This is a genomic window from Streptococcus mitis (assembly GCF_009496205.1).
GTDB lineage: Bacteria > Bacillota > Bacilli > Lactobacillales > Streptococcaceae > Streptococcus > Streptococcus mitis_BN.
In genome coordinates, this window is sequence record NZ_WIJO01000008.1 from 26,543 (window position 1) to 49,944 (window position 23,402).

The 23,402-nt window shown below is 40.2% G+C and carries 24 protein-coding genes; 7 read left to right on the forward strand and 17 right to left on the reverse strand.

Annotated elements, in window-relative coordinates; all coding sequences use genetic code 11:
- Nucleotides 1-279, reverse strand: a complete 279-nt coding sequence (locus GEZ85_RS02345; protein WP_000910909.1) for a DUF6110 family protein — start codon at nucleotides 277-279, stop codon at nucleotides 1-3.
- Between the two features lie 257 nt (nucleotides 280-536).
- Here GEZ85_RS02345 and GEZ85_RS02350 point away from each other — a divergent pair, with 257 nt between their 5' ends.
- Nucleotides 537-1,385 carry a putative RNA methyltransferase gene (locus GEZ85_RS02350; RefSeq protein ID WP_153209215.1) on the forward strand — a complete coding sequence of 283 codons (849 nt, stop codon included), beginning with the start codon at nucleotides 537-539 and terminating at the stop codon, nucleotides 1,383-1,385.
- Nucleotides 1,386-1,740: 355 nt separating this feature from the next.
- Here GEZ85_RS02350 and GEZ85_RS10525 read toward each other — a convergent pair whose 3' ends face one another.
- The 3 genes from GEZ85_RS10525 to malQ all read right to left on the reverse strand — a co-directional run bounded on the left by GEZ85_RS10525 (nucleotide 1,741) and on the right by malQ (nucleotide 6,089).
- Nucleotides 1,741-1,947 carry a hypothetical protein gene (locus tag GEZ85_RS10525; protein ID WP_070842806.1) on the reverse strand — a complete coding sequence of 69 codons (207 nt, stop codon included), beginning with the start codon at nucleotides 1,945-1,947 and terminating at the stop codon, nucleotides 1,741-1,743.
- 340 nt (nucleotides 1,948-2,287) lie between these two features.
- Nucleotides 2,288-4,546: a glycogen/starch/alpha-glucan family phosphorylase gene (gene glgP / locus GEZ85_RS02360; RefSeq protein ID WP_153209213.1), complete on the reverse strand. Its 2,259-nt coding sequence runs from the start codon at nucleotides 4,544-4,546 to the stop codon at nucleotides 2,288-2,290.
- A 25-nt stretch (nucleotides 4,547-4,571) separates the two neighbouring features.
- Complete coding sequence (gene malQ, locus GEZ85_RS02365; RefSeq protein ID WP_000747274.1) at nucleotides 4,572-6,089, reverse strand: 4-alpha-glucanotransferase; 1,518 nt, start codon at nucleotides 6,087-6,089, stop codon at nucleotides 4,572-4,574.
- Between the two features lie 478 nt (nucleotides 6,090-6,567).
- Here malQ and GEZ85_RS02370 point away from each other — a divergent pair, with 478 nt between their 5' ends.
- The 5 genes from GEZ85_RS02370 to GEZ85_RS02390 all read left to right on the forward strand — a co-directional run bounded on the left by GEZ85_RS02370 (nucleotide 6,568) and on the right by GEZ85_RS02390 (nucleotide 12,028).
- The gene (locus tag GEZ85_RS02370) at nucleotides 6,568-7,839 is read left to right on the forward strand and encodes an extracellular solute-binding protein (protein ID WP_004259122.1); all 1,272 of its coding nucleotides are present in this window, start codon (nucleotides 6,568-6,570) and stop codon (nucleotides 7,837-7,839) included.
- A 110-nt stretch (nucleotides 7,840-7,949) separates the two neighbouring features.
- On the forward strand, nucleotides 7,950-9,242 hold the full coding sequence (locus GEZ85_RS02375) for a sugar ABC transporter permease (protein WP_031237127.1): 1,293 nt from the start codon (nucleotides 7,950-7,952) through the stop codon (nucleotides 9,240-9,242).
- Between the two features lies 1 nt (nucleotide 9,243).
- Entirely contained in the window at nucleotides 9,244-10,086 is an 843-nt protein-coding gene (locus GEZ85_RS02380; protein ID WP_001065642.1) for a sugar ABC transporter permease, read from the forward strand.
- A gap of 145 nt (nucleotides 10,087-10,231) precedes the next feature.
- Nucleotides 10,232-11,032 (forward strand): DUF1189 domain-containing protein, encoded by an 801-nt coding sequence (locus GEZ85_RS02385; protein WP_153209211.1) that lies wholly within the window; start codon nucleotides 10,232-10,234, stop codon nucleotides 11,030-11,032.
- Between the two features lie 9 nt (nucleotides 11,033-11,041).
- On the forward strand, nucleotides 11,042-12,028 hold the full coding sequence (locus GEZ85_RS02390) for a LacI family DNA-binding transcriptional regulator (RefSeq protein WP_049510888.1): 987 nt from the start codon (nucleotides 11,042-11,044) through the stop codon (nucleotides 12,026-12,028).
- A 29-nt stretch (nucleotides 12,029-12,057) separates the two neighbouring features.
- Here the strand turns inward: GEZ85_RS02390 and GEZ85_RS02395 are convergent, their stop codons facing one another.
- The 13 genes from GEZ85_RS02395 to rgg form a co-directional block, all read right to left on the reverse strand.
- Nucleotides 12,058-12,999 carry a YitT family protein gene (locus GEZ85_RS02395; protein WP_024057518.1) on the reverse strand — a complete coding sequence of 314 codons (942 nt, stop codon included), beginning with the start codon at nucleotides 12,997-12,999 and terminating at the stop codon, nucleotides 12,058-12,060.
- Nucleotides 12,977-14,740, reverse strand: a complete 1,764-nt coding sequence (gene aspS / locus GEZ85_RS02400) for an aspartate--tRNA ligase (RefSeq protein ID WP_153209209.1) — start codon at nucleotides 14,738-14,740, stop codon at nucleotides 12,977-12,979. The genes GEZ85_RS02395 and aspS overlap by 23 nt, the downstream gene beginning before the upstream one ends.
- A gap of 154 nt (nucleotides 14,741-14,894) precedes the next feature.
- Complete coding sequence (locus tag GEZ85_RS02405) at nucleotides 14,895-15,125, reverse strand: hypothetical protein (protein WP_000832184.1); 231 nt, start codon at nucleotides 15,123-15,125, stop codon at nucleotides 14,895-14,897.
- 17 nt (nucleotides 15,126-15,142) lie between these two features.
- Entirely contained in the window at nucleotides 15,143-15,784 is a 642-nt protein-coding gene (locus GEZ85_RS02410; RefSeq protein WP_153209207.1) for a CPBP family intramembrane glutamic endopeptidase, read from the reverse strand.
- A gap of 9 nt (nucleotides 15,785-15,793) precedes the next feature.
- The gene (locus tag GEZ85_RS02415) at nucleotides 15,794-16,492 is read right to left on the reverse strand and encodes an ABC transporter permease (RefSeq protein ID WP_153209205.1); all 699 of its coding nucleotides are present in this window, start codon (nucleotides 16,490-16,492) and stop codon (nucleotides 15,794-15,796) included.
- Complete coding sequence (locus GEZ85_RS02420) at nucleotides 16,485-17,309, reverse strand: ABC transporter ATP-binding protein (protein ID WP_153209203.1); 825 nt, start codon at nucleotides 17,307-17,309, stop codon at nucleotides 16,485-16,487. Before GEZ85_RS02420 ends, GEZ85_RS02415 begins: the two co-directional genes overlap by 8 nt.
- Before the next feature lie 10 nt (nucleotides 17,310-17,319).
- Nucleotides 17,320-18,063 (reverse strand): DUF3169 family protein, encoded by a 744-nt coding sequence (locus tag GEZ85_RS02425; RefSeq protein ID WP_080550787.1) that lies wholly within the window; start codon nucleotides 18,061-18,063, stop codon nucleotides 17,320-17,322.
- Nucleotides 18,060-18,257 (reverse strand): hypothetical protein, encoded by a 198-nt coding sequence (locus GEZ85_RS02430; RefSeq protein WP_001046127.1) that lies wholly within the window; start codon nucleotides 18,255-18,257, stop codon nucleotides 18,060-18,062. Before GEZ85_RS02430 ends, GEZ85_RS02425 begins: the two co-directional genes overlap by 4 nt.
- Nucleotides 18,257-18,463 carry a helix-turn-helix transcriptional regulator gene (locus GEZ85_RS02435; protein WP_001176233.1) on the reverse strand — a complete coding sequence of 69 codons (207 nt, stop codon included), beginning with the start codon at nucleotides 18,461-18,463 and terminating at the stop codon, nucleotides 18,257-18,259. The genes GEZ85_RS02430 and GEZ85_RS02435 overlap by 1 nt, the downstream gene beginning before the upstream one ends.
- Nucleotides 18,464-18,472: 9 nt before the next feature.
- Nucleotides 18,473-18,787 (reverse strand): hypothetical protein, encoded by a 315-nt coding sequence (locus tag GEZ85_RS02440; RefSeq protein ID WP_194251500.1) that lies wholly within the window; start codon nucleotides 18,785-18,787, stop codon nucleotides 18,473-18,475.
- A gap of 151 nt (nucleotides 18,788-18,938) precedes the next feature.
- Complete coding sequence (gene hisS / locus GEZ85_RS02445) at nucleotides 18,939-20,219, reverse strand: histidine--tRNA ligase (RefSeq protein WP_153209199.1); 1,281 nt, start codon at nucleotides 20,217-20,219, stop codon at nucleotides 18,939-18,941.
- 229 nt (nucleotides 20,220-20,448) lie between these two features.
- Complete coding sequence (locus GEZ85_RS02450) at nucleotides 20,449-21,696, reverse strand: MFS transporter (protein WP_153209197.1); 1,248 nt, start codon at nucleotides 21,694-21,696, stop codon at nucleotides 20,449-20,451.
- Between the two features lie 196 nt (nucleotides 21,697-21,892).
- The gene (rgg, locus tag GEZ85_RS02455; RefSeq protein ID WP_153209196.1) at nucleotides 21,893-22,744 is read right to left on the reverse strand and encodes a quorum-sensing system transcriptional regulator Rgg; all 852 of its coding nucleotides are present in this window, start codon (nucleotides 22,742-22,744) and stop codon (nucleotides 21,893-21,895) included.
- A 124-nt stretch (nucleotides 22,745-22,868) separates the two neighbouring features.
- Here rgg and GEZ85_RS02460 point away from each other — a divergent pair, with 124 nt between their 5' ends.
- Entirely contained in the window at nucleotides 22,869-23,210 is a 342-nt protein-coding gene (locus tag GEZ85_RS02460) for a metal-sulfur cluster assembly factor (RefSeq protein WP_001204052.1), read from the forward strand.
- Nucleotides 23,211-23,402 lie beyond the last annotated feature (192 nt).

Consider the following 23,402-nt stretch of genomic DNA (forward strand, 5'->3'; position numbering starts at 1 on the left):
TTATTCTCCTATAAGGCTATCTAATTGCTCTTCTTTTTTCTCTTGCTCGTACAAATATTTGGCATCTTGCAAGACATCGTCTCCATGTTGTTTCACAACAGAAACAGATGCATCTAGCTCGTCTTTCAACTTGTAAGCCTTAGCCAAAGCTTTAGAATAACCTTTTTTAGCTTCCTTACTTGCCAAGATTTTCAAACCAAGGGTACCAAATGCGACACCACCCAAAAAGAGTGATGATTTTTTCGCAACTTTTGCGACGGTTAATACTTCTTTTAACATACTTATTTCCTCCTTATCATTATTATATAGCAATTTAGATATAAAAGCAATTTTATTTTATAAATTGGAGAATTATACTCAATGAAAATCAAAGAGCAAACTAGGAAACTAGCCGCAGGCTGTACTTGAGTACGGCAAGGCGACGTTGACGTGGTTTGAATTTGATTTTCGAAGAGTATTAGTTTTATTTCTACTGAATCTCCCATCTACTTATTCCTAAAGTTGCTTTCATTTGCCTCTTTTGATACACTTAAACTATGAATACAAATCTCAAACCCAAACTTCAGCGTTTTGCTTCTGCTACTGCCTTTGCCTGTCCTATCTGTCAAGAAAATCTGACTCTGCTAGAGACTAGTTTCAAGTGCTGCAACCGTCATTCTTTTGACTTGGCGAAATTCGGCTATGTCAATCTGGCACCTCAAATTAAGCAATCTGCTAACTACGACAAGGAAAATTTTCAAAACCGTCAACGAATCCTAGAAGCTGGCTTTTATCAAGCTATTTTAGAGGCCGTCTCTGATTTACTTTCAAACTCAAAAAATGCCAAAACAATTTTAGATATCGGTTGTGGCGAAGGATTCTATTCTCGCAAACTCCAAGAAAGTCATCCTGACAAAACCTTCTATGCCTTTGATATTTCCAAAGATTCCGTCCAAATCGCTGCCAAGAGTGAACCCAACTGGGCAGTCAATTGGTTCGTTGGGGACCTTTCTCGCCTTCCTCTGCAAGATGCCAGTATGGATATCTTACTTGATCTCTTTTCCCCTGCCAATTACGGAGAATTTCGTCGCGTTTTATCCAAAGACGGTATCTTGATAAAGGTTATTCCAACTAAAAATCACCTCAAGGAAATCCGTCAGAAGGTACAAGACCAGCTGACAAACAAGGACTATTCCAACCAAGATATCAAAAATCATTTCCAAAACAACTTAACTATCTTATCCAGTAAAACTGCCTCACTAACCAAGCCTATCACAGCAGAGCAACTCCAAGCCCTACTCAGCATGACGCCCCTACTCTTTCACATCGACCAGACTAAGATTGACTGGAGCCAACTGACAGAGATTACCATCGAAGCAGAGATACTTGTTGGGAAAACATTCTAAACTAGACTTCCCAAAAGCAGACAACTTACAAAAAATCTTTAATATTACAAAAATGCATAAGAACAGGTGCTCAAAAACCTTAATCTTATGCGTTTTGTTATGCAAAAATCGCTGGAGTTTCTATACACATTAAGTGGAAATCTTTGAAATCAGTTCTTTTAATAACCATTGAATACCATATATTACATTTACCCCAAATATGATATAGGCCATATAAATCAAGTATTTCGATTTCTCCCGCCTCAAAGAATAGATCTTGTACAAAATAGATAAATTTAAAATAATAAATAACAGAGACAAAATCTTCCCTCCAAAATCAATCCTAAAGGTACACAGCTAAGCATAGCCCTAAACTTTATTTTCGATTCGAAATAATAAATTTATCAATAAATAGCAATTGATATAAGGCGAGTACAGATCCCCAGAAACTACCTCGAAGAGAGATTTCTTGATGATTGAGAGGAAACAAATCATGGTTACCAATATAGAGGCAGGTCAAAATGATAAATAAAATCCAAAATAAATCAGTCCATTTATATTTTGAAAAATATTTTTTCCACATAAAAACACCTTCTTTCCTATAATTATATTATAACACTTTATGTAAGCGAATACAAAAAATATGAGGTAAGCAACTACGAAGAAACATAAGGCTGAAATAAAGTGTTATGCGTTCACTGTATCTATGATTTCTATCTTTTTAAAACAAGATTGACCCAAACCCACAGCATTCAAAAAAGCGAATTTCAATCGAAATTCGCTTCATAGGAAAGTGTATTAGTATAAATCTTGTATCTTATACTCAATGAAAATCAAAGAGCAAACTAGGAAGCTAGCCGCAGGCTGTACTTGAGTACGGCAAGGCAACGCTGACGTGGTTTGAATTTGATTTTCGAAGAGTATTAGTTCAAGTGCCAGATATCTTCGTTGTACTGAGCGATTGTACGGTCAGATGAGAAGAATCCTGCTTTAGAAATGTTAACGATAACTTTATCCAACCATGCGTCACGATCTTCGTAGTCAGCCAACATTTGCTCTTTGACTTTGATGTAGTCTTCCAAGTCAAGAAGAGTCATGAACCAGTCTTTGTTGATTAATTCATTGTAAAGACGTTCCAAGCGCTCTTTGTTTCCAGCTGCAAGAACTGCATCGCTAACGATGAAGTCAACCAATGGTTTGATAGCTTCACGAGCGTAGAATTCGCTTGATTTGTAAGCTGCTTTTGCGTAAAGATCGATAACAGTTTCTGAATCTTCACCAAAGATGTAGATGTTTTCGTCTCCAACCAACTCAGCGATTTCCACGTTAGCACCGTCCATAGTACCAAGAGTCAAGGCTCCGTTCAACATGAATTTCATGTTACCAGTACCTGAAGCTTCTTTAGAAGCAAGTGAGATTTGTTCTGAGATATCACATGCTGGGATAAGGAAGCTTGCTGCAGTAACGTTGTAGTTTTCAACCATAACTACTTGCAGGTGTGGAGCTACTGCTGGATCGTTAGCAATAACTTCTGACATGCAAAGGATCAAGTGGATGATGTCTTGAGCAATTGTGTAGGCTGGAGCTGCTTTACCACCAAAGAAGATTGTGATTGGGCGAGCAGGGATGTTCCCAGCTTTGATGTCAAGATATTTGTGGATTACGTACAAAGCGTTCATTTGTTGGCGTTTGTACTCGTGAAGACGTTTGATTTGGATATCAAAGATAGAGTTTGGATTGATTTCCACACCTTGGTGTTCTTTCAAGTGACGAGCCAATTTACGTTTGTTGTGAGCCTTGATGCTTTCCAATTTTTCTTTGACAGCTGCTTTGTCTTCATAAGACAAGAGTTTTTCAAGCTCATCTGCTTCATGGTGCCAACCTTCTCCAAGAATCTCATCCAAGTAGTGAGACAAGCTTGGGTTAGCATGCATGAGCCAACGACGGAAAGTGATACCGTTTGTTTTGTTGTTGAATTTTTCTGGGTAAAGGTCGTAGAAAGCTTTCAACTCAGAGTTCTTCAAGATTTCAGTGTGAAGTGCTGCTACTCCGTTAACACTGTATCCGTAGTGGATATCCATGTGAGCCATGTGAACACGTCCACTCTCGTCAATAATTTGAACAGCTGGATCTTTCACTTCTGCTTTCACACGACGGTCCAATTCTTCGATGATTGGTACCAAGTGAGGAACCACTTCTTGCAAGAATTCAAGAGGCCATTTTTCAAGGGCTTCAGCAAGGATTGTGTGGTTAGTGTAGGCAGTCATGCTACGAACGATTGAGATTGCTTCATCAAGATCGATACCACGAGCAGTCAAAAGACGGATCAATTCAGGGATGACCATTGATGGGTGAGTATCGTTGATTTGTACAACTGCGTAATCAGCAAGGTCATGCAAGTTGCTTCCTTTTTCGATTGCTTCGTCGATGATCAATTGCGCACCGTTTGAAACCATGAAGTATTGTTGGAAGATACGGAGCAATTCACCTTGACGGTCACTATCATCTGGGTAAAGGAAAAGAGTCAAGTTGCGAGCGATGTCCGTCTTGTCAAAGTTGATACCATCTTCGATGATAGAAGAATCAACTGAATCCAAGTCAAACAAACGCAAGCGGTTTTTAGTTGCTGTTTCATAACCAGTAACATCAATATCGTAAAGAGTTGATGTCAAAGTAAAGTCTGCAAATGGTACTTGGTAGCTACGGCTTGAGCGAACCAACCAGTTTTGCTCTGTCAACCATGCATTTGGAATTGTTTCTTGTTGGTTGTTTTTAAGAACTTGTTGGAAAAGACCAAAGTGGTAGTTAAGACCAACACCGTCACCATTCAAACCAAGAGTCGCAATTGAGTCGATAAAGCAGGCAGCCAAACGTCCCAAACCACCATTACCAAGAGATGGTTCCAATTCAACTTCTTCAACTTCGATCAAGTCTTTACCTGCAGCTGCAAGTTCTTTTTTAACATCGTCGTAAAGACCAAGATTGATCAAGTTGTTTGACAAAAGTTTACCAATCAAGAACTCAGCTGAGATGTAGTAAACTTTTTTCTTACCAGTGTTAACTGGTTTTTGACTACTTGCAAGCTTGCTGTAGTTAAGAAGAGCCAGGTAAAGCTCTTCATTGCTACATTCTGCAATGGTTTTATTGTAACGATTTTGTACAAATTCTTGTAGTGATAACATGTTTAAGGTGTCTCCTGATATTGTATTATTTCTTTAATTCTACCAAATTTTCATTGATTCGGCGATAGATTGTTGTCAAGTCAAGCAAGCCTTCCTCGACAGCTGGTGTCAATTGATCTTCAGTCATACGCCAAGACCAGTTTCCACCAAGGGTAGATGGGAAGTTCATACGAGCTGCCTCATCCAATTCTAGCAAATCTTGCATAGTTGCAATTGCCATGAAGCTAACTGATGAAAAGACTGTACGAAGCATAGCATGTGGCACTGTTTCGTATTCTTTACGGTTAGTGTAGCGAGCCATGTATTCACGAGTCGCATCATCGATCTCGTTACGGTACCAACCAAGGACCGTATTGTTATCGTGTGTTCCTGTGTACATAACTGAGTTAGCAGGTGCCAAGTGTGGGCTATCGATGCTTTCGTCTTCTGGGTTGAAAGCAAATTGAAGAATCTTCATTCCTGGGAAGCCAGTACGTTCACGCAATTCGATAACTTCGTCTGTCATGAAACCAAGGTCTTCTGCGATGATGTTTAGCTCACCAAGCTCTTCCTTAACGGCTGCAAAAAGCTTGTAGCCAGGACCTTTCACCCACTCACCAGGTGCTGCTGTATCGGAACCAGCAGGGATTTCCCAGTAAGATTCGAAACCACGAAAGTGGTCAATACGAACGATATCGTAGATTTTGAAACTTTCACGCAAGCGTTCAATCCACCATTTGTAACCATCTTTGTCCATTGCTTCCCAGTCATAGATTGGGTTACCCCAAAGCTGACCAGTTGCAGAAAACTCATCTGGTGGGCATCCTGCGATGCAAGTCGCCTTACCGTTGACATCTGTCTTGAAGAGATGTGGATTTGCCCACATATCGCTTGAATCTTCCGCTACGTAGATTGGCATGTCTCCAACGATTTCGATGTGGTTGTCGTTAGCGTAAGCTTTCAATTTCAACCATTGTTGGAAGAAGAAGTATTGAGTCACACGGTGGTAAACCAACTTGTCTGCCAATTGCTCACGGTAACTTTCAAGTGCTGAAGCTTTACGAGCACGAGCATCTGCATCTGGCCATTCAGTCCAAGCAAGATTGTCAAAATGCTCCTTGATAGCCATATACTCTGCAAAGAGTTCAAGCCATGATTGGTTGTCTTGAGCAAATTTCTCAAAATCTTTAACATCTCCTACTTCCAAGAAACGTTTTACCGCTTTTTCTAAAAGAGGACGACGTGCATAGTAGATTTTCGCATAGTCAACTTCAGATGCATCGCTACCAAAGTCAACCCCTTCAAGGTCACTTGCTTGCAACAAGCCTTGTTCCACCAAGATATCTAAATCGATAAAATGAGTGTTCCCTGCGAAGGCTGAGAAAGATTGGTAAGGAGAATCTCCGTAACTAGTTGTTCCTAGTGGAAGGATTTGCCAGTAACGTTGTTTTGTGCGAACCAAGAAATCAACGAAGTCGTAAGCACTTTTACCAAATGATCCGATTCCGTATGCCCCTGGAAGAGAAGAAATGTGCATCAACACACCACTTTGACGTTTTTTCATAATAAGCACCTCATGTGTTTATAGTTAGATATTACATTTTTATGAGCGCAAACGTTTGCGCTATTACTAGTATAGCTCATTTTCTCGATAAATGCAAGCGGTTTTAAGTAACTTTTTTGATTATTTTTTAAAAATTTTTTCTTCTTACTCGTATATATATTCTTTCAGGCAACAAACAAAATAGGAATAAGGGTTTCACTTATCTCATTAAGCAAAAATAAAGCGAGAATCCTCTCTGGTTTCCATTTGTAAATTAGGCAATCGTTTTCTCAACTTTTTTTAAATTTAAAACAAAACGGATTTTTGGAATTTTCTACTATTATATGACGATGAAGCGTTTACTTTTTTTACAATTTTTTAAAAAATTTTTACAAAAAACACTTGCAACCGCTTTCCGATTGTGCTATACTAGTCCCATAAAGGAAAACGTTTGCGTTTCCTCATTATAAAATTTGTTATTCTTTAGGAGGAATACACTATGTCATCTAAATTCATGAAGAGCGCTGCTGTGCTTGGAACTGTTACACTTGCTAGCTTGCTTTTGGTAGCTTGCGGAAGCAAAACTGCTGATAAACCTGCTGATTCTGGTTCATCCGAAGCGAAAGAACTCACTTTCTACGTTGAAGACCAATATAAAGCCTTTGCTGAATCAGCTGCAAAAGCTTACGAAAAAGAAGCTGGCGTAAAAGTTACCATCAAAACAGGAGACCAAATGGGTGGGCTTGACAAACTTTCTCTTGACAACCAATCAGGTCAAGCTGCTGACGTTATGATGGCTCCATACGACCGTGTAGGTAGCCTTGGTACTGACGGACAACTTTCAGAAGTTAAATTGAGCGACGGCGCTAAAACAGATGATAAAACTAAATCTCTTGTAACAGCTGCTGATGGTAAAGTTTACGGTGCTCCTGCTGTTATCGAGTCACTTGTTATGTACTACAACAAAGACTTGGTAAAAGAAGCTCCAAAAACTTTTGCTGACTTAGAAAACCTTGCTAAAGATAGCAAATATGCCTTCGCTGGAGAAGATGGAAAAACTTCTGCTTTCCTAGCTGACTGGACAAACTTCTACTATGCATATGGACTTCTTGCTGGTAACGGTGCTTACGTATTCGGACAAAACGGTAAAGACGCTAAAGATATCGGTCTTGCAAACGACGGTTCTATCGCAGGTATCAACTACGCTAAATCTTGGTATGAAAAATGGCCTAAAGGTATGCAAGATACTGAAGGTGCTGGCAACTTAATCCAAACTCAATTCCAAGAAGGTAAAACAGCTGCTATCATCGACGGACCTTGGAAAGCTCAAGCCTTTAAAGATGCTAAAGTAAACTACGGTGTTGCAACTATCCCAACTCTTCCAAATGGAAAAGAATATGCTGCATTCGGTGGTGGTAAAGCTTGGATTATCCCATCAAGCACTAAGAACCTTGAAGGCGCTCAAAAATTTGTAGACTTCCTTGTTTCAACTGAAGAACAAAAAGCCTTCTACGATACAACTAACGAAATCCCAGCTAACACTGAAGCTCGTACATATGCTGAAGGTAAAAATGATGAGTTGACAACAGCTGTTATCAAACAGTTCAAGAACGCTCAACCAATGCCAAACATCTCTCAAATGTCTGCAGTTTGGGATCCAGCGAAAACTATGCTCTTTGATGCTGTAAGTGGTAAGAAAGATGCGAAAACAGCTGCTAACGACGCTGTAACATTGATCAAAGAAACAATCAAACAAAAATTTGGTGAATAAAAAATTTGTTCAAGGGGGGTGGAAATCAAATCCCCCTTTGAATTTATCAATCAAAAACATATATAGTTTAGGTTTTAATTAGAAACCAGTATCCTATGAAAGGAGTTATTATGGAAAAGCAACAACCTAGTAAAGCAGCTCTGCTGTCTATCATTCCTGGGTTAGGACAGATTTACAATAAACAAAAAGCCAAAGGTTTTATCTTCCTTGGTGTAACCATCGTATTCGTCCTTTACTTCCTAGCACTTGCAGCCCCTGAATTGAGCAATCTCATCACTCTTGGTGACAAACCAGGTCGTGATAATTCCCTCTTTATGCTGATTCGTGGTGCCTTCCATTTAATCTTTGTAGTTGTTTATGTACTCTTTTATTTCGCAAATATCAAAGACGCACATACAACTGCCAAACACATTAACAATGGCATACCAGTAGCACTTACCTTTAAAGAAATGGTCAAAGGAATCTATGAAAATGGCTTCCCTTACCTCTTAATCATTCCATCTTACATTGCCATGACTTTTGCGATTATCTTCCCAGTTATCGTAACCTTGATGATCGCCTTTACCAACTACGACTTCCAACACTTGCCACCAAACAAATTGTTGGACTGGGTTGGTTTGACCAACTTTACAAACATTTGGAGCTTGAGTACCTTCCGTTCTGCCTTTGGTGCCGTCCTTTCTTGGACTATCATCTGGGCTTTATCTGCCTCAACTTTACAGATCGTCATTGGTATCTTCACAGCTATCATTGCTAACCAACCATTTATCAAAGGAAAACGTATCTTCGGTGTTATTTTCCTTCTTCCTTGGGCTGTCCCAGCCTTCATCACTATCTTGACATTCTCAAACATGTTTAACGATAGTGTTGGTGCTATCAACACTCAAGTATTGCCAATCTTGGCTAAATTCCTTCCTTTCCTTGATGGTGCTCTTATTCCTTGGAAAACAGACCCAACTTGGACTAAGATTGCCTTGATTATGATGCAAGGTTGGCTTGGATTCCCATATATCTACGTTTTGACCTTGGGTATCTTGCAATCTATTCCTAACGACCTTTACGAAGCAGCTTATATTGACGGTGCTAATGCTTGGCAAAAATTCCGCAACATCACTTTCCCAATGATCTTGGCTGTTGCTGCACCTACTTTGATTAGCCAATACACCTTCAACTTTAACAACTTCTCTATCATGTACCTCTTCAATGGTGGAGGTCCTGGTAGTGTCGGAGGGGGAGCTGGTTCAACTGATATCTTGATCTCATGGATCTACCGTTTGACAACAGGTACATCTCCTCAATACTCAATGGCGGCAGCTGTTACCTTGATTATCTCTATCATTGTCATCTCAATCTCTATGATCGCATTCAAGAAACTACACGCATTTGATATGGAGGACGTCTAAGATGAATAACTCAATTAAACTCAAACGTAGACTGACTCAAACCCTTACTTACCTCTACTTGATTGGCCTATCAATCGTGATTATCTATCCACTGTTGATCACCATCATGTCAGCCTTTAAAGCAGGTAACGTCGCAGCCTTTAAACTCGATACTAACATCGACTTCAATTTTGATAACTTTAAAGGACTCTTTACTGAAACTCTATACGGTACTTGGTATCTCAATACCTTGATCATCGCCTTGGTTACCATGGCGGTTCAAACAAGTATCATCGTACTTGCTGGTTATGCCTACAGCCGTTACAACTTCTTGGCTCGTAAACAAAGTTTGGTCTTCTTCTTGATTATCCAAATGGTGCCAACCATGGCCGCTTTGACAGCCTTCTTCGTTATGGCGCTTATGTTGAACGCCCTTAACCACAGCTGGTTCCTCATCTTCCTATACGTTGGTGGTGGTATCCCGATGAATGCTTGGCTCATGAAAGGCTACTTCGATACAGTGCCAATGTCTCTAGACGAATCTGCAAAACTAGACGGTGCAGGACACTTCCGTCGCTTCTGGCAAATTGTTCTTCCACTTGTTCGCCCAATGGTTGCCGTACAAGCTCTCTGGGCCTTCATGGGACCTTTCGGGGACTACATCCTCTCTAGTTTCTTGCTTCGTGAGAAAGAATACTTTACTGTTGCCGTTGGTCTCCAAACCTTCGTCAACAATGCGAAGAACTTGAAGATTGCCTACTTCTCAGCAGGTGCTATCCTCATCGCCCTTCCAATCTGTATTCTCTTCTTCTTCCTACAAAAGAACTTTGTTTCAGGACTTACAAGTGGTGGCGACAAGGGATAATATATCCCCGCCACCCTTTTTCATTTTAAAACTTGTTACTGTAAAAATATCCTTGTAGCAAGCAATTTGTCTCCTAGACTTGAAATAAAGTACATTTCTCTATATAATAATACTCATATAGAAAACACCTTTTAGAAAGATACAAATGCTTCCATATCCATTTTCATATTTTTCAAGTATTTGGGGATTTCGTAAGCCCCTGTCCAAACGTTTCGGACTCAACTGGTTTCAGCTTCTCTTTACCAGTATCTTCCTTATCAGCTTATCTATGGTACCTATTGCCATCCAAAACAGCTCACAGGAGACTTATCCGCTAGAAACCTTTATCGATAATGTCTATGAACCATTGACAGATAAGGTTGTACAGGATCTCTCTGAACACGCTACAATTGTTGATGGCAAATTAACTTATACAGGAACAGCTAGTCAAGCCCCTTCTATTGTGATCGGTCCAAGTCAAAGCAAGGAATTACCTAAGAACTTGCAACTGCATTTCGATACAAAAGAACTGGTCATCAGCAAGGAAAGCAAGGAGCTGACCCGCATTTCTTACCGAGCTATTCAGACTGAGAGTTTCAAAAGCAAGGACAGCTTGACTCAAGCGATTTCTAAAGACTGGTACCAACAAAATCGTGTCTATATCAGTCTCTTCCTAGTTCTCGGTGCTAGCTTCCTCTTTGGTTTGAATTTCTTTATTGTCTCTCTAGGAGCGAGTCTTCTCCTTTATATCACTAAGAAATCACGCCTCTTTTCATTTAGGACCTTTAAAGAGTGCTACCATTTTATCTTGAACTGTTTAGGATTACCTACTCTGATTACGCTTATTTTGGGACTATTTGGCCAAAATATGACAACTCTCATTACTGTACAAAACATTCTTTTTGTTCTGTATCTGGTCACTATCTTTTATAAAACGCATTTCCGTGATCCAGATTATCATAAATAGGAGATTTTTATGCCCGTTACGATTAAAGACGTGGCCAAGGCTGCTGGTGTTTCGCCTTCAACCGTAACCCGTGTTATTCAAAACAAATCAACCATTAGCGACGAAACAAAAAAACGCGTTCGCAAGGCTATGAAGGAGCTTAATTACCACCCCAACCTCAACGCTCGTAGTTTGGTAAGCAGTTATACCCAAGTTATCGGCTTGGTCCTTCCTGACGACTCAGACGCCTTCTATCAAAATCCTTTCTTCCCATCTGTCCTCCGTGGTATCGCCCAAGTCGCATCTGAAAACCACTATGCCATTCAGATTGCAACAGGTAAAGATGAAAAAGAGCGCCTTAAAGCTATTTCTCAGATGGTCTATGGTAAGCGTGTAGATGGTTTGATTTTCCTCTATGCCCAAGAAGAGGACCCTTTGGTTAAGTTAGTAGCAGACGAGCAATTTCCTTTCCTTATCTTAGGTAAATCTCTATCTCCCTTCATTCCACTTGTCGATAATGACAATGTCCAAGCTGGTTTTGATGCGACAGAGTATTTCATCAAAAAAGGCTGCAAGCGAATTGCCTTTATCGGAGGTACTAAGCGACTCTTCGTAACACAAGACCGTCTGACAGGTTACGAGATGGCTCTAAAACAACACCAACTTCCTCTCGATACTAATCTGACTTGCTTTGCTACTGAATTTCTTGAAGATAATGGTTATCGCTTTAGTAGACTTCTCTTCAAACACGATTCAAATATTGACGCTATTATTACCATTGATAGTCTCCTTGCTGCAGGGGTCTGTGATTACATCGCAAAACACCAACTGGATGTCCCTGTCCTCAGCTTCGACTCAGTCAATCCCAAGCTCAACTTGGCGGCCTATGTTGATATCAATAGTTTGGAGCTTGGTCGTGTTTCCTTTGAAACTATCCTCCAGATAATCAATGATGCTAAAAGCAATAAACAAATTTGTTATCGCCAGTTGATTGCCCACAAAATTATCGAAAAATAAAAACCAGCTCGCGCTGGTTTTTTTGGCCACTAATTATCTGTTTCAACAAATCGTCCCAGAATATGAACATTCTCCGATACAGAAACAAAGGCGCTTGGATCCACCTGTTTCATAATCTGTTTAAATTCATTAAACTCTGCACGTGTAATGACAGTGATTAAAACTGCCTTTCTTTCGTGATTATAGGTTCCTTCTGCATCGTGGATCATGGTTGCACCGCGGTGCAATTTTTTATGGATTTTTTCAATTACCTTCTCTGGATGATTGGTCACAATCATGGCCTGCATCCGTTTTTGCTTGGTAAAGACAGCGTCTGTGACACGGCTAGAGACAAAGATGGTAATCATAGAGTAGAGAGCGTATTCCCAACCAAAGGTCAAGCCTGCTATCAGCATGATGGTCCCATTTACCAAGAAAGAAATACTACCAACATTCTTACCCGTTTTCTTGCGAATAGTCAGGCTGACGATATCCGTCCCACCACTGGAGATATTGTTTCGAAGAGCAAAACCAATCCCCAAGCCCATGACAACACCCCCAAAAAGGGCATTGATAATGGGATCCTCCGTCAAGGTCGCCACAGGGACAAACTGGATAAAGAAGGAACTCATGGATACCGTGATAAAGGTAAAGACGGTGAACTTATGGCCAATCTGATACCAAGCCAAGACCATCAAAGGAAAATTAATAGCGTAGAAGGTTAGCGAAATCGGAATATGAAAACCAAACCAGTGATTACTCAAGGCAGAGATAATCTGTGCCAGACCTGTCGCACCACTCGAATACACATGCCCCGGTTGGAAAAAGAAATTAACCGCCACTGCTGATAAAAAACCATAGACCAGAGAAGCCGAAATCTTCTCATCATATTTTTCCCGAGAGATGCTTTGTAAGACACGTAAAATTTTTATCTGATGAGCAAAGCGGCGCAGATAATAGCGCCACCGCTTAATTCGTTTTGCTTGTTTCATCTTCTTCTACTTGTAAGCTGAGTTCCTCTAGTTGTTTGAGAGCTACTGTTGAAGGAGCTTGTGTCATTGGGTCAGTTGCCTTGTTGTTCTTAGGGAAGGCAATAACTTCACGAATATTTTCTTCTCCTGCTAAGAGCATGACAAAGCGGTCAAGCCCGATAGCCAAGCCACCGTGTGGTGGGAAACCATAGTCCATGGCTTCAAGAAGGAAGCCAAACTGGTCATTTGCTTCTTCTGCTGAGAAACCAAGAGCCTTGAACATGCGTTCTTGAAGGTCTTTTTGATTGATACGAAGGCTACCACCACCAAGCTCATAACCGTTCAAGACGATATCGTAAGCAATGGCACGAACCTTAGCCAAATCACCTTCTAATTCGTGAGCCGTCTCTTCCTGTGGAAGGGTGAACGGATGGTGGGCGCTCATGTAACGGCCTTCTTCTTCAGACCATTCAAACATTGGCCAGTCAACTACCCAAAGGAAGTTGAATTTATCGTTATCAATCAAGCCAAGCTCTTTGGCAATACGTCCACGAAGGGCACCAAGAGTTGCATTGGCCACTTCAAGCGTATCCGCCACAAAGAGAACGAGGTCCTTATCTTCAAGAGCAAGCGCTGTTGTCAATTCTGCTTGGATGCCTGTCAAGAACTTAGCAACTGGTCCGTTTAATTCTCCGTCAACTACCTTGACCCAAGCAAGACCTTTGGCACCATATTGTTTGGCTACTTCTGTCATCTTGTCGATGTCTTTACGTGAATAGTTGTCCGCAGCCCCTTTGACCACAATGGCTTTAACGGCAGATGCTTCTGAGAAGACTTTGAAATCAACACCTTTGACCACTTCTGTCAAGTCCTGAAGCAACATGTCAAAACGGGTATCTGGCTTGTCAGAACCGTAAAGAGCCATCGCGTCATCGTATTTCATACGAGGGAATGGTAGCGTTACTTCGATGCCTTTTGTTTCCTTCATCACGCGCGCAATCAAGCCTTCTGTGATATCTTGGATTTCTTGCTCAGTAAGGAAAGATGTTTCCAAGTCGACCTGGGTAAACTCAGGCTGGCGGTCACCACGCAAGTCCTCGTCACGGAAACATTTAACGATTTGGTAGTAACGGTCAAAACCAGCATTCATCAAGAGCTGTTTCGTGATTTGTGGACTTTGAGGAAGAGCGTAAAAATGCCCTTTATTAACACGAGATGGCACCAAATAGTCACGCGCCCCTTCAGGAGTTGACTTAGAAAGGAATGGTGTCTCCACGTCGATAAACTCCAACTCATCCAAGTAGTTGCGGATAGAGTGGGTCACCTTAGCACGAAGTTTAAGATTTTCCAACATTTCTGGACGACGAAGGTCAAGGTAACGGTAACGTAAACGTGTATCGTCATTGGCCTCAATCCCATCCTTAATCTCAAATGGGGTTGTCTTAGCTGTATTAAGCACTGTCAGAGCTGTCACGTTTAACTCAACTGCACCAGTTGGCAACTTATCATTGGCTTGCTCACGCGCAGCGACCTGTCCAGTCACCTCGATAACAAATTCGCTACGAAGGCTTTCAGCTGTTTCCATAATCTCTGCAGAGACTTTTTCAGGGTTGATAACCAACTGCATGATTCCTTCACGGTCACGAAGGTCGATAAAAATCAAACCACCAAGGTCACGACGACGGCCAACCCATCCTTTCAAGGTCATTTCTTGTCCGATGTGTTCCTCACGAACACGACCAGCATACATACTACGTTTCATGTTTTCTCTCCTCTTTTATTCTGTTACTATTTTACCATAAAAGCGCAGGCTCTTCATGAAAATCATCAGAAAAGTTTGCCAGTCTTTAAAAATCAAGTGAAGACTCTAAAAATTAACGCCAATACAAAAATCCGATGAAGTTCACCGGACTCTTTTATTTTGAATTTTTGCCTGCTTTACGCTTTTCAGCAATTTCGGCTGCCTTTCGAGGCAAGACAATTTCCGTTGTGTAGGCTGTCCCAAAGCGCAAGACACCTGCAATAGGGGCAAAAACAACTGCTAGATAGTTGTAGAAGAAATCGCCCTTGAAGGCATAAGCTAGCGCTCCAATGATGAAAAATAGAACGACTGCTTGAATCACTGCTAATAAAATTACTCGTTTCATGTGACCTCCTGACTCTATTATAGCATGAGAATCATCAAAAAGCTGACTAAATTATTCAAAGCGTGGAGAGAAATACTGTAGACCAGACCTTTTCTGCTAATATAAGCCAAGCCCAAGCTAAAACCAAGACTAGTATAGACTAAAAATTGTTGCACATCACCTGGGAAATGAATCAAGGCAAACAGAACACTGGATACCAGAAGAAAAATCAGAGTTTGTTTCCTATTGTCCTGCTTAGGAAAGAGGTAGCGTGCTAACATCCCTCTAAAGATAAGTTCTTCCGTCAAAGGAGCAAAGACCACCACCATAAAGAAACCAAATGCAGGCTGTTCCACTGTCAGTTGAGATACGATTTGTTGACTGACCGACGGATCTTCTGGTAAAAAGAACTGGGCTGTAATAGCCACTAGCAAAACCAGAGTAGGCAACCAGATATGACGATTAAAAGCAGTCGTCTGGATGCTAACCTTTTCTGTCTGATACCATCTGTAAACTCCATAAACATAGGCTCCTGACAGGACGATATAAAGTGGTAAGACTCCAAAGATTGAAGCCCCTAGTCCAAGAGCTGACAGAGCCATGCTCTGAACCATACCATAGCCAAAGAAAAAGGATAGAACAGCTAGAAGAAACCAGCCGAGGTTTTTAAGTAGTTTCATATAAATCTCCTATCTTGCTTTATAGCTATTTTTCAATACAAAGAGGTTCGCTATTCCTAACACAAGTACCCAGGCAAGTAACATACCAATATTAGAAAAAGATATTTCCCCACCTTTTTTATTTAAAAGATTTACAATTGGACCAATAAAAGAGTAATCCAACACTTTCTGAACCGTATCATTTTGAAGAGCAATCATGGGTAAAAAAGAGACGATAAACACAGGAAACATACTATAAACTTGCGCTTTAGACTGAGTATCTGACACTGCACCGATTAGAAGGTTGAGAAAAATAACACTAATAGCTGCTAAGACCAAATAGATAACATAGGCCAATAAGTAACCTGATACATCCACTTTAAAATAGATTGGTAGTAAAATCATTCCAAGCAACATAATCAACAGAGGGAGAACAAGCATACTGAAAGTATATTCTGTTGCTGTCACACCACTTAGGATGAGTGATTTAAGATTGCGCTTTTCCTTATCTTCTGCCATCATAATCGATACCATATAACCACTTCCCATGCTCAAGACCATCGTCAAACTCATAGAAAGGAAATACGTACTCAATTCTCCACTCTTGTTTAAGAACTCATTATATAGAACAGCCAGTCCAAAAGGCAACAATAGAGTCGCCAACAAAGTTGAATTGCTGATAAGAACTTGTAATCTTAACCATAGTAGGGCATTTAATTTTCTAAACATCTAACTTTTCTCCTGTCAATCTGATAAAGATTTCTTCTAAAGTTGGCTCACAAGAGTGAACCACCATCAAATCTGTCGTGTCTAAATGTGGTAATTCATCAAATGGAACTATCTGTTCTCGTCCGTCGTTATAAACCACACGTACTTTCTTATCCACATGGTACTTCTGGATGATATCTTGCGGACTTCCATACTCTATTAGGTTACCCTTATTCAAAAGAGATAAGCGATCACAAAGCAGAGTTGCTTCATTCATATCATGCGTGGTCAGAAAGATAGTTGTCCCCGCCTGCTTTAATTCTTGAAGTAGGGTATGAATCATCTTAGATGTTGTAGGGTCTAAGCCACTGGTTGGCTCATCTAGAAAGAGAATCTTAGGAGCATTCAGAAGGGCACGAGCCAAGAACATTCGTTGTTTCATTCCAGTAGATAACTTTTCTGCAATAATATCTTTAGCATCTGCCAATCCAACCTGTTGGAGCACCTGATTTACTCTATCTGACTTGAGACCATATAACTTAGCATAGATGAGAAGATTTTTGTAAAGACTCATCTTTTCATAAAAACCGCTGCCATCACTAACAATACCAATTTGTTCCAAATCATTTGAGGTTAAATCTTGAGAATTCTTGCCTAACAAAATTGTGTTACCTTGATCTGCAGCCAACTGACCTGTCAAGACATTGATCATGGTTGTTTTACCTGAGCCAGAAGGGCCAAGAAAACCAAAGATTTCACCCTCCTTAATCTCAAAAGAAATCTGATGAAGAGCTTTTTTGCTCCCAAAACTTTTGCTTACATTTTCAACACGAATCATAGAAACTCCTTTATTTGAAATAGCGTTTTACCATAGGTAACTGCATCACATTGATATAAATGTGTATCGCTCCGACAAGCAAGAAGGCTAGTAGCTGAATTTCTCCTGTCAAGCAAGAAATGAAAAAAAGAAAAATATATAAGACTGGTAAGACATACTGATTTAATTGGAATAAAATTCTAAAACTCTGTTCCAAATTAGCCTGACGCTCCCCTTCATCGTAAGAATTAATATAGTTCAAGATATCCTTTGGTGTAGAGAAAAGAGCCAAATCAAACTGACGAACAATCGCAATTGTTTTAGAAAGATATTTTTGACTCTGCAAGAACAGCACTAATGCCAAAAAGGAAAGGGAAAATGTTATACGACTTACATCGAGTACAATTACTTCACTACCTGAGATGACAAGAGCCAATAAAATCGCTACACTTGTAATATTAGAAGTAATGGTTCCAAACTCGAGATTCCGATACATCTGCACATAATAGGTTTCATTCAGATCATCATCTATTTCCTCTTGATACAAGGAGTGAAATTTTCTGCTTTTCTTTAAGAAATTGAACGTCAAAAGAATACCAACAAAACCTAATAGTAAACCAATAGCTGATATCCAGGGTAGCAAGACTTTTACATCTAACATAATTCCATGGGGTTCGGCACCAGCCTTCAACATATCTACAAATATGTACAAGAAAGCTCCCGAGACAACAGACATCAAAAATAACAACAATCCACGTTTCTTTTTCATATTCATTCTCCTTTTTCACTTGCTAAATTGTTTGCTTTCTTTTCAATCCAGTCAACGACTGGGATAAGAGCAAAGTAGGCCCAAATAAATTTTTCGCTTTGATAGGGATTAAACCAGCCTAAGTCTATCCCAATCAGTAGAAATACGCTGACTAATAGAGCTATGGCAACTACATAATAAATCACTTTATACTTGTTCATCACTCGTCCTCCTCCAAGCGAAATACCGATTCGACTGTTTCGTTGAAAATCTGAGATATTTTCAAGGCAATCACAACGGACGGGGTGTATTCGTCCCGTTCTAATAGGCTAATGGTCTGTCTAGAAACCTCTGCTAGCTTGGCTAGTTCGGTTTGATTGAGGCCATCGCGAGCCCGCAGCTCTTTTAGACGATTTTTTAGTTGCATGTTACACACCTACTCTCCGTCAAATTCAACGGTTTGGATATCCTCAATACGTTGCAACTTGAATTTTTCTTTTCCCTTTTTATCAACACGGCGTAGCTTGACCCATTCCTCGTCAACATCCACAACTTCCCAGTTATCTGGCCCAATATACACTCCCGTTATAATTGGTTTCTTTCCAATCATTTCTTGCAATAATCTCGACATTTCTGCGTTTCCTTTCTCTTTTCGCTCAAGTTTTTTGATTTTCTTCTCTAGTTTCTTAATTTTTTCAGAATTATTAGAATAAAAGAAAATCATAAATAGTATAAATACTACTACCCACATCATAGCTCCTTTCTGCTTCCTATTTCTTAACTTGAATTTATTGTAACACATCTTTTTCTTTTTGACAAGCATATTTGTCAAAAAGTTTATGATTTTTGTCATTTTGCAAAAGAAAAAGGTCAGAGTAGTTTTCTGACCAGTTTGTCTATCATTAAAAGCCTAGTTTTTCAAAGATTTCTGAGAAGTTTTGGCTGATTGTCTCAAGTGATACTTGCAATTCTTCTCGGGTTTGGTTGTTCTTAACCGTTACTTGTCCGCTTTCGACTTCACTCTCTCCTAGGGTGATGAGGGTCTTAGCCGCAAAGACATCGGCTGACTTGAACTGAGCTTTGAGCTTACGGTTGAGGTAATCACGCTCTGCTTTGAATCCTTGTTGGCGAAGAGCCTGTACCAATTCCAAGGCCTTGACATTTGCTCCATCACCCAAGACTGCGATATAGGCATCTAGGGCGTTTTCGATAGGGAGGGCCACACCTTGCTTTTCAAGAATGAGAAGCAGGCGCTCTACACCAAGTCCAAAACCAAAGCCAGCAGTTTCAGGGCCACCAAAGTAAGAAACCAAACCATCGTAGCGACCACCCGCACAGACTGTCAAATCATTGCCCTCAATCTCTGTGATAAACTCGAAAATAGTATGATTGTAGTAGTCCAGACCACGCACCATATTGGTATCGATGATGTAGTCTACTCCAAGATTTTCCAACATCTGACGCACAGCATCAAAATGAGCTTGGCTTTCTTCATCAAGGAAGTCCAAGATAGAAGGCGCATTCTCTACTGCTACCTTGTCTTCTTTTTCCTTAGAGTCCAAGACACGGAGAGGATTTTCCTCCAAGCGACGTTGACTATCCTTAGACAAGGTCTCCTTGAGCGGTGTCAAATAGTCAATCAAGGCTTGACGGTAGGCCGCACGACTCCCAGGATTTCCAAGAGTGTTAAGATGTAATTTAACACCTTGGATGCCGATTTCTTTCAAGAAATGAGCTGCCATAGCGATGGTTTCCACATCGGTAGCTGGATTGCTAGAGCCAAAACACTCAACACCAATCTGGTGGAACTGGCGCAAACGCCCTGCCTGTGGACGCTCATAGCGGAACATAGGGCCCATGTAGTAGAACTTACTTGGCTTTTGCACTTCTGGGGCGAAGAGTTTATTTTCCACGTAGGAACGGACAACTGGCGCTGTTCCTTCTGGACGGAGAGTAATATGGCGATCACCCTTGTCATAAAAGTCATACATTTCCTTGGTTACGATATCCGTTGTATCTCCGACAGAACGGCTGATAACCTCGTAATGCTCAAAAATAGGCGTGCGCACTTCTGCATAGTTATAGCGCTTGAAAATCTCACGGGCAAAGCCCTCAACGTACTGCCATTTAGCAGACTCAGCAGGTAAAATATCCTGCGTTCCTTTTGGTTTTTGTAATTTCATAGGGAATCCTCTTTAAACTTAATAGTCTTATTTTACCATAAATAGAGGGATTAAGACAGTGAGAAAAAAATTAGGATTTATACTCAATGAAAATCAAAGAGCAAACTAGGAAACTAGCCGCAGGTTGCTCAAAACAGTGTTTTGAGGTTGTAGATAGAACTGACGAAGTCAGTAACCATACCTACGGCAAGGCGACGTTGACATGGTTTGAAGAGATTTTCGAAGAGTATTAGATATCATTTTTGAGATTAAGGATTGTCAAAAGAATAGCTAGCAAGGAAAGACCAACAAATAGCATCCAAGTCAACTGTATATTCCATACGGCTACAAGTGAAAAACAAGCTGTTCCCACAGGTACGGATAAGGTAAACAATAAGCCTAAAAAATTACTGGTACGAGCTAAAACCTCTGGAGCTAGATTTTTCATGAGCATGGCACTAATCTTTGGTGTAACTTTACCACACACATACAGAGTTAAAAAGAGAAATAGCAAACCAAGCACGACTTGATTGAATACGTTAGCTAAACCAACTAGACTGAGTCCTACAGTCGCCCACATCATCAATCTAGGCAAGGACTGTTTCCCAACATAATCATTGCCCGTAAGGCTACTGATGATGATTGCTAACAAAGCACAGAATTGACTGATAAATAACGCCTCTGTGTAAGAAAAATCCAAAAGTGAATGGCTCAAAAAGAAGATATTATAAATTCCACCCAAGGCGCCACCCAAGGCATTGATAAGCAAAACAGCAAAGAGCATAAAACCAAAGTTTTTCTGTCCACCTTTAAGAAAAACAAGGCGTAAATTTCGGTAAATTGTCAGGAACTGCTCTTTGATAGAAAGCTTCTCATTTTTTAGGATTTCACCATCAGCAGATGAAATTGACAGGCTCAATTTGCTTCTTCCTAAAAAGAGAACAGAGGCTGATACGAGGAAGAAACAGGCATTGATTCCCGCAACGAGGGAAAAATTGTTGACCGATAAACCTAAGAGCCAGACTCCAAAAGCTTGACCACCAATAGCTGAAATATAGGTGATGAACTGGGAAAAAGAGTAAGCCTCCATCAAATCATCTTCAGCTACTTTTTCCTTAATGAGAGGCATGCGCAAACCACCAGCAAAATCACTGATAACATCACTAATGACATTGATTAAGCACAGGCTAGAAAAGGCAAAGAGACTAGCTTGCTGAACAACTAGGGCTGCTAGAAAAAATAAAACCGCCTGAAATAAACCGCTATAGACCATCCATTTGACCTTGTCTCTCGTGTAATCTGCCCGAATCCCTACAAAAACTGTAAAGAGAGTCGGAATAATCATGACAATATTCGCCATAGCAACAGCAAAAGATGCTTGTGGCAGAGTCGATGCATAGACGATAAAGACCAGATTGAAAATCGAAGCACCAAAAGCATTAAAGAAGCGTGACAAAGTCAAGAGTCGATAAGCTTGATTTCTGAACAATAGTTTCATAGATAATCTCCCTTCTTGTTCGAAGTTTTATATGAAGTATGATTATAGTATAGCACTAAGAAATTTTAGAGGAAAACTTTTGAATATATGCAACAAACAAAATGAGCAAAAAACGATAGAACTTCTTTGATGGCCTGATAGAGCTCAACAGTTCTATCGCTTCAAATTTTAAATTATTTTCTTAGTTTGCAAATATTCAACAATCGGAGGTTTTTCTGTAGTATTCGGCAGATTTGTTACAGCCTAGCATCTCAAAAATACGGACAGCATCTTCCATCTTTTTCTGGCCTTCCTTGACTCTACCTTGTTTGCTATCAAGGAGACCTTCTGCCCACAAATAAACAATTCGGAAATAGGTCTCATTTTCCTCGTAGAAATGCTCTTCGATAACACGTTTAAAATAATAGGCATTGGTAAATTCTTCACACTCAATGCTGGCTAAAAAGCCATTCAATAGTATAGTGTGAAAAAGGTTTCGATTGCCAGACATTTCCATTAGAAAATCAGATTTACGTACCATTTCTCGTACATATCTAGTAAAAAGAGAAACAGATAAAAAGGGAGAACTGACTGAAAATAAATGGAGTTCATAGATTCCCCAAATCTCGGTAGAAAACAAATAATCATGAAGGACTTTCGCTTCCTCTGCTGTTAACTCGACTCTTTCATCCATGCTCTTCATATAAGACTTGATAATAATGGCATTTAGAATATGTTTCTGTTTATTTTGAGAATGGGCATGCTTTTGATACTCCCTGCGATACAAGTCCTCAAGCGGAGCTATATTCTTTGGATCCAAGACATCTAGGATTTCTTTTCTCAACTCAGAATCTGTATCATACTGAAAACCTCTCGCCAGAAAGAGGATTTCCTCCACACTGGCAGATATATTTTCTAGGGCAAATAGAAACTTTTCCACCGAAAGCTCACTCTGACCAGTTTCAAAGCGGGACAACATAGACGCCGAAAATTGTCCCCCAGTTGCTTGTCTCAGCGAGATATTTCTTGACTCTCGTAATTGTCTAAAGACTTTTCCAATCTGCTCCATAGGCTTCCCCTTAATTAAATATTTTCTACATATTATCATATTTTTTCAGAAAATTCATCAAAAACTTGCCAAATTGTCAGAATTATGAGAAAATAGAGGATATTTATCGTGTGGAGGGACTGCTATGAGAGACGATATCAAAATCAATGACCGTGCTTTGGCCTTACAAGACCAAATTATCGAAAAACTAGAGAAGGTTTTTGATACAGATGTAGAATTGGATGTTTACAATCTAGGGTTGATTTATGAAATCAATCTGGATGAAACGGGTCTCTGCAAGATTGTCATGACCTTCACTGACACTGCCTGCGATTGTGCCGAAAGTTTGCCTATCGAAATTGTCGCAGGTCTGAAACAAATCGAGGGTATCGAAGATGTCAAGGTTGAAGTTACCTGGTCGCCTGCCTGGAAGATTACACGAATCAGTCGCTACGGTCGCATTGCCCTTGGACTGCCACCTCGTTAAGCAGGCAAATCACTTTTGGAGATGGAAAGAAGCAAGCCAATCTCGGCTTGCTTTTTAAGTTTATTTGGCTCTATAATATTTGTAGTGGGTAAATCCCCTATGGATATTATGGAACCTATTTTGTTGTAGAAAAAAAGTTCCATATGACCTATAATGAAAAGCGACTAAACAACTCATTAGAAAGATTCATAT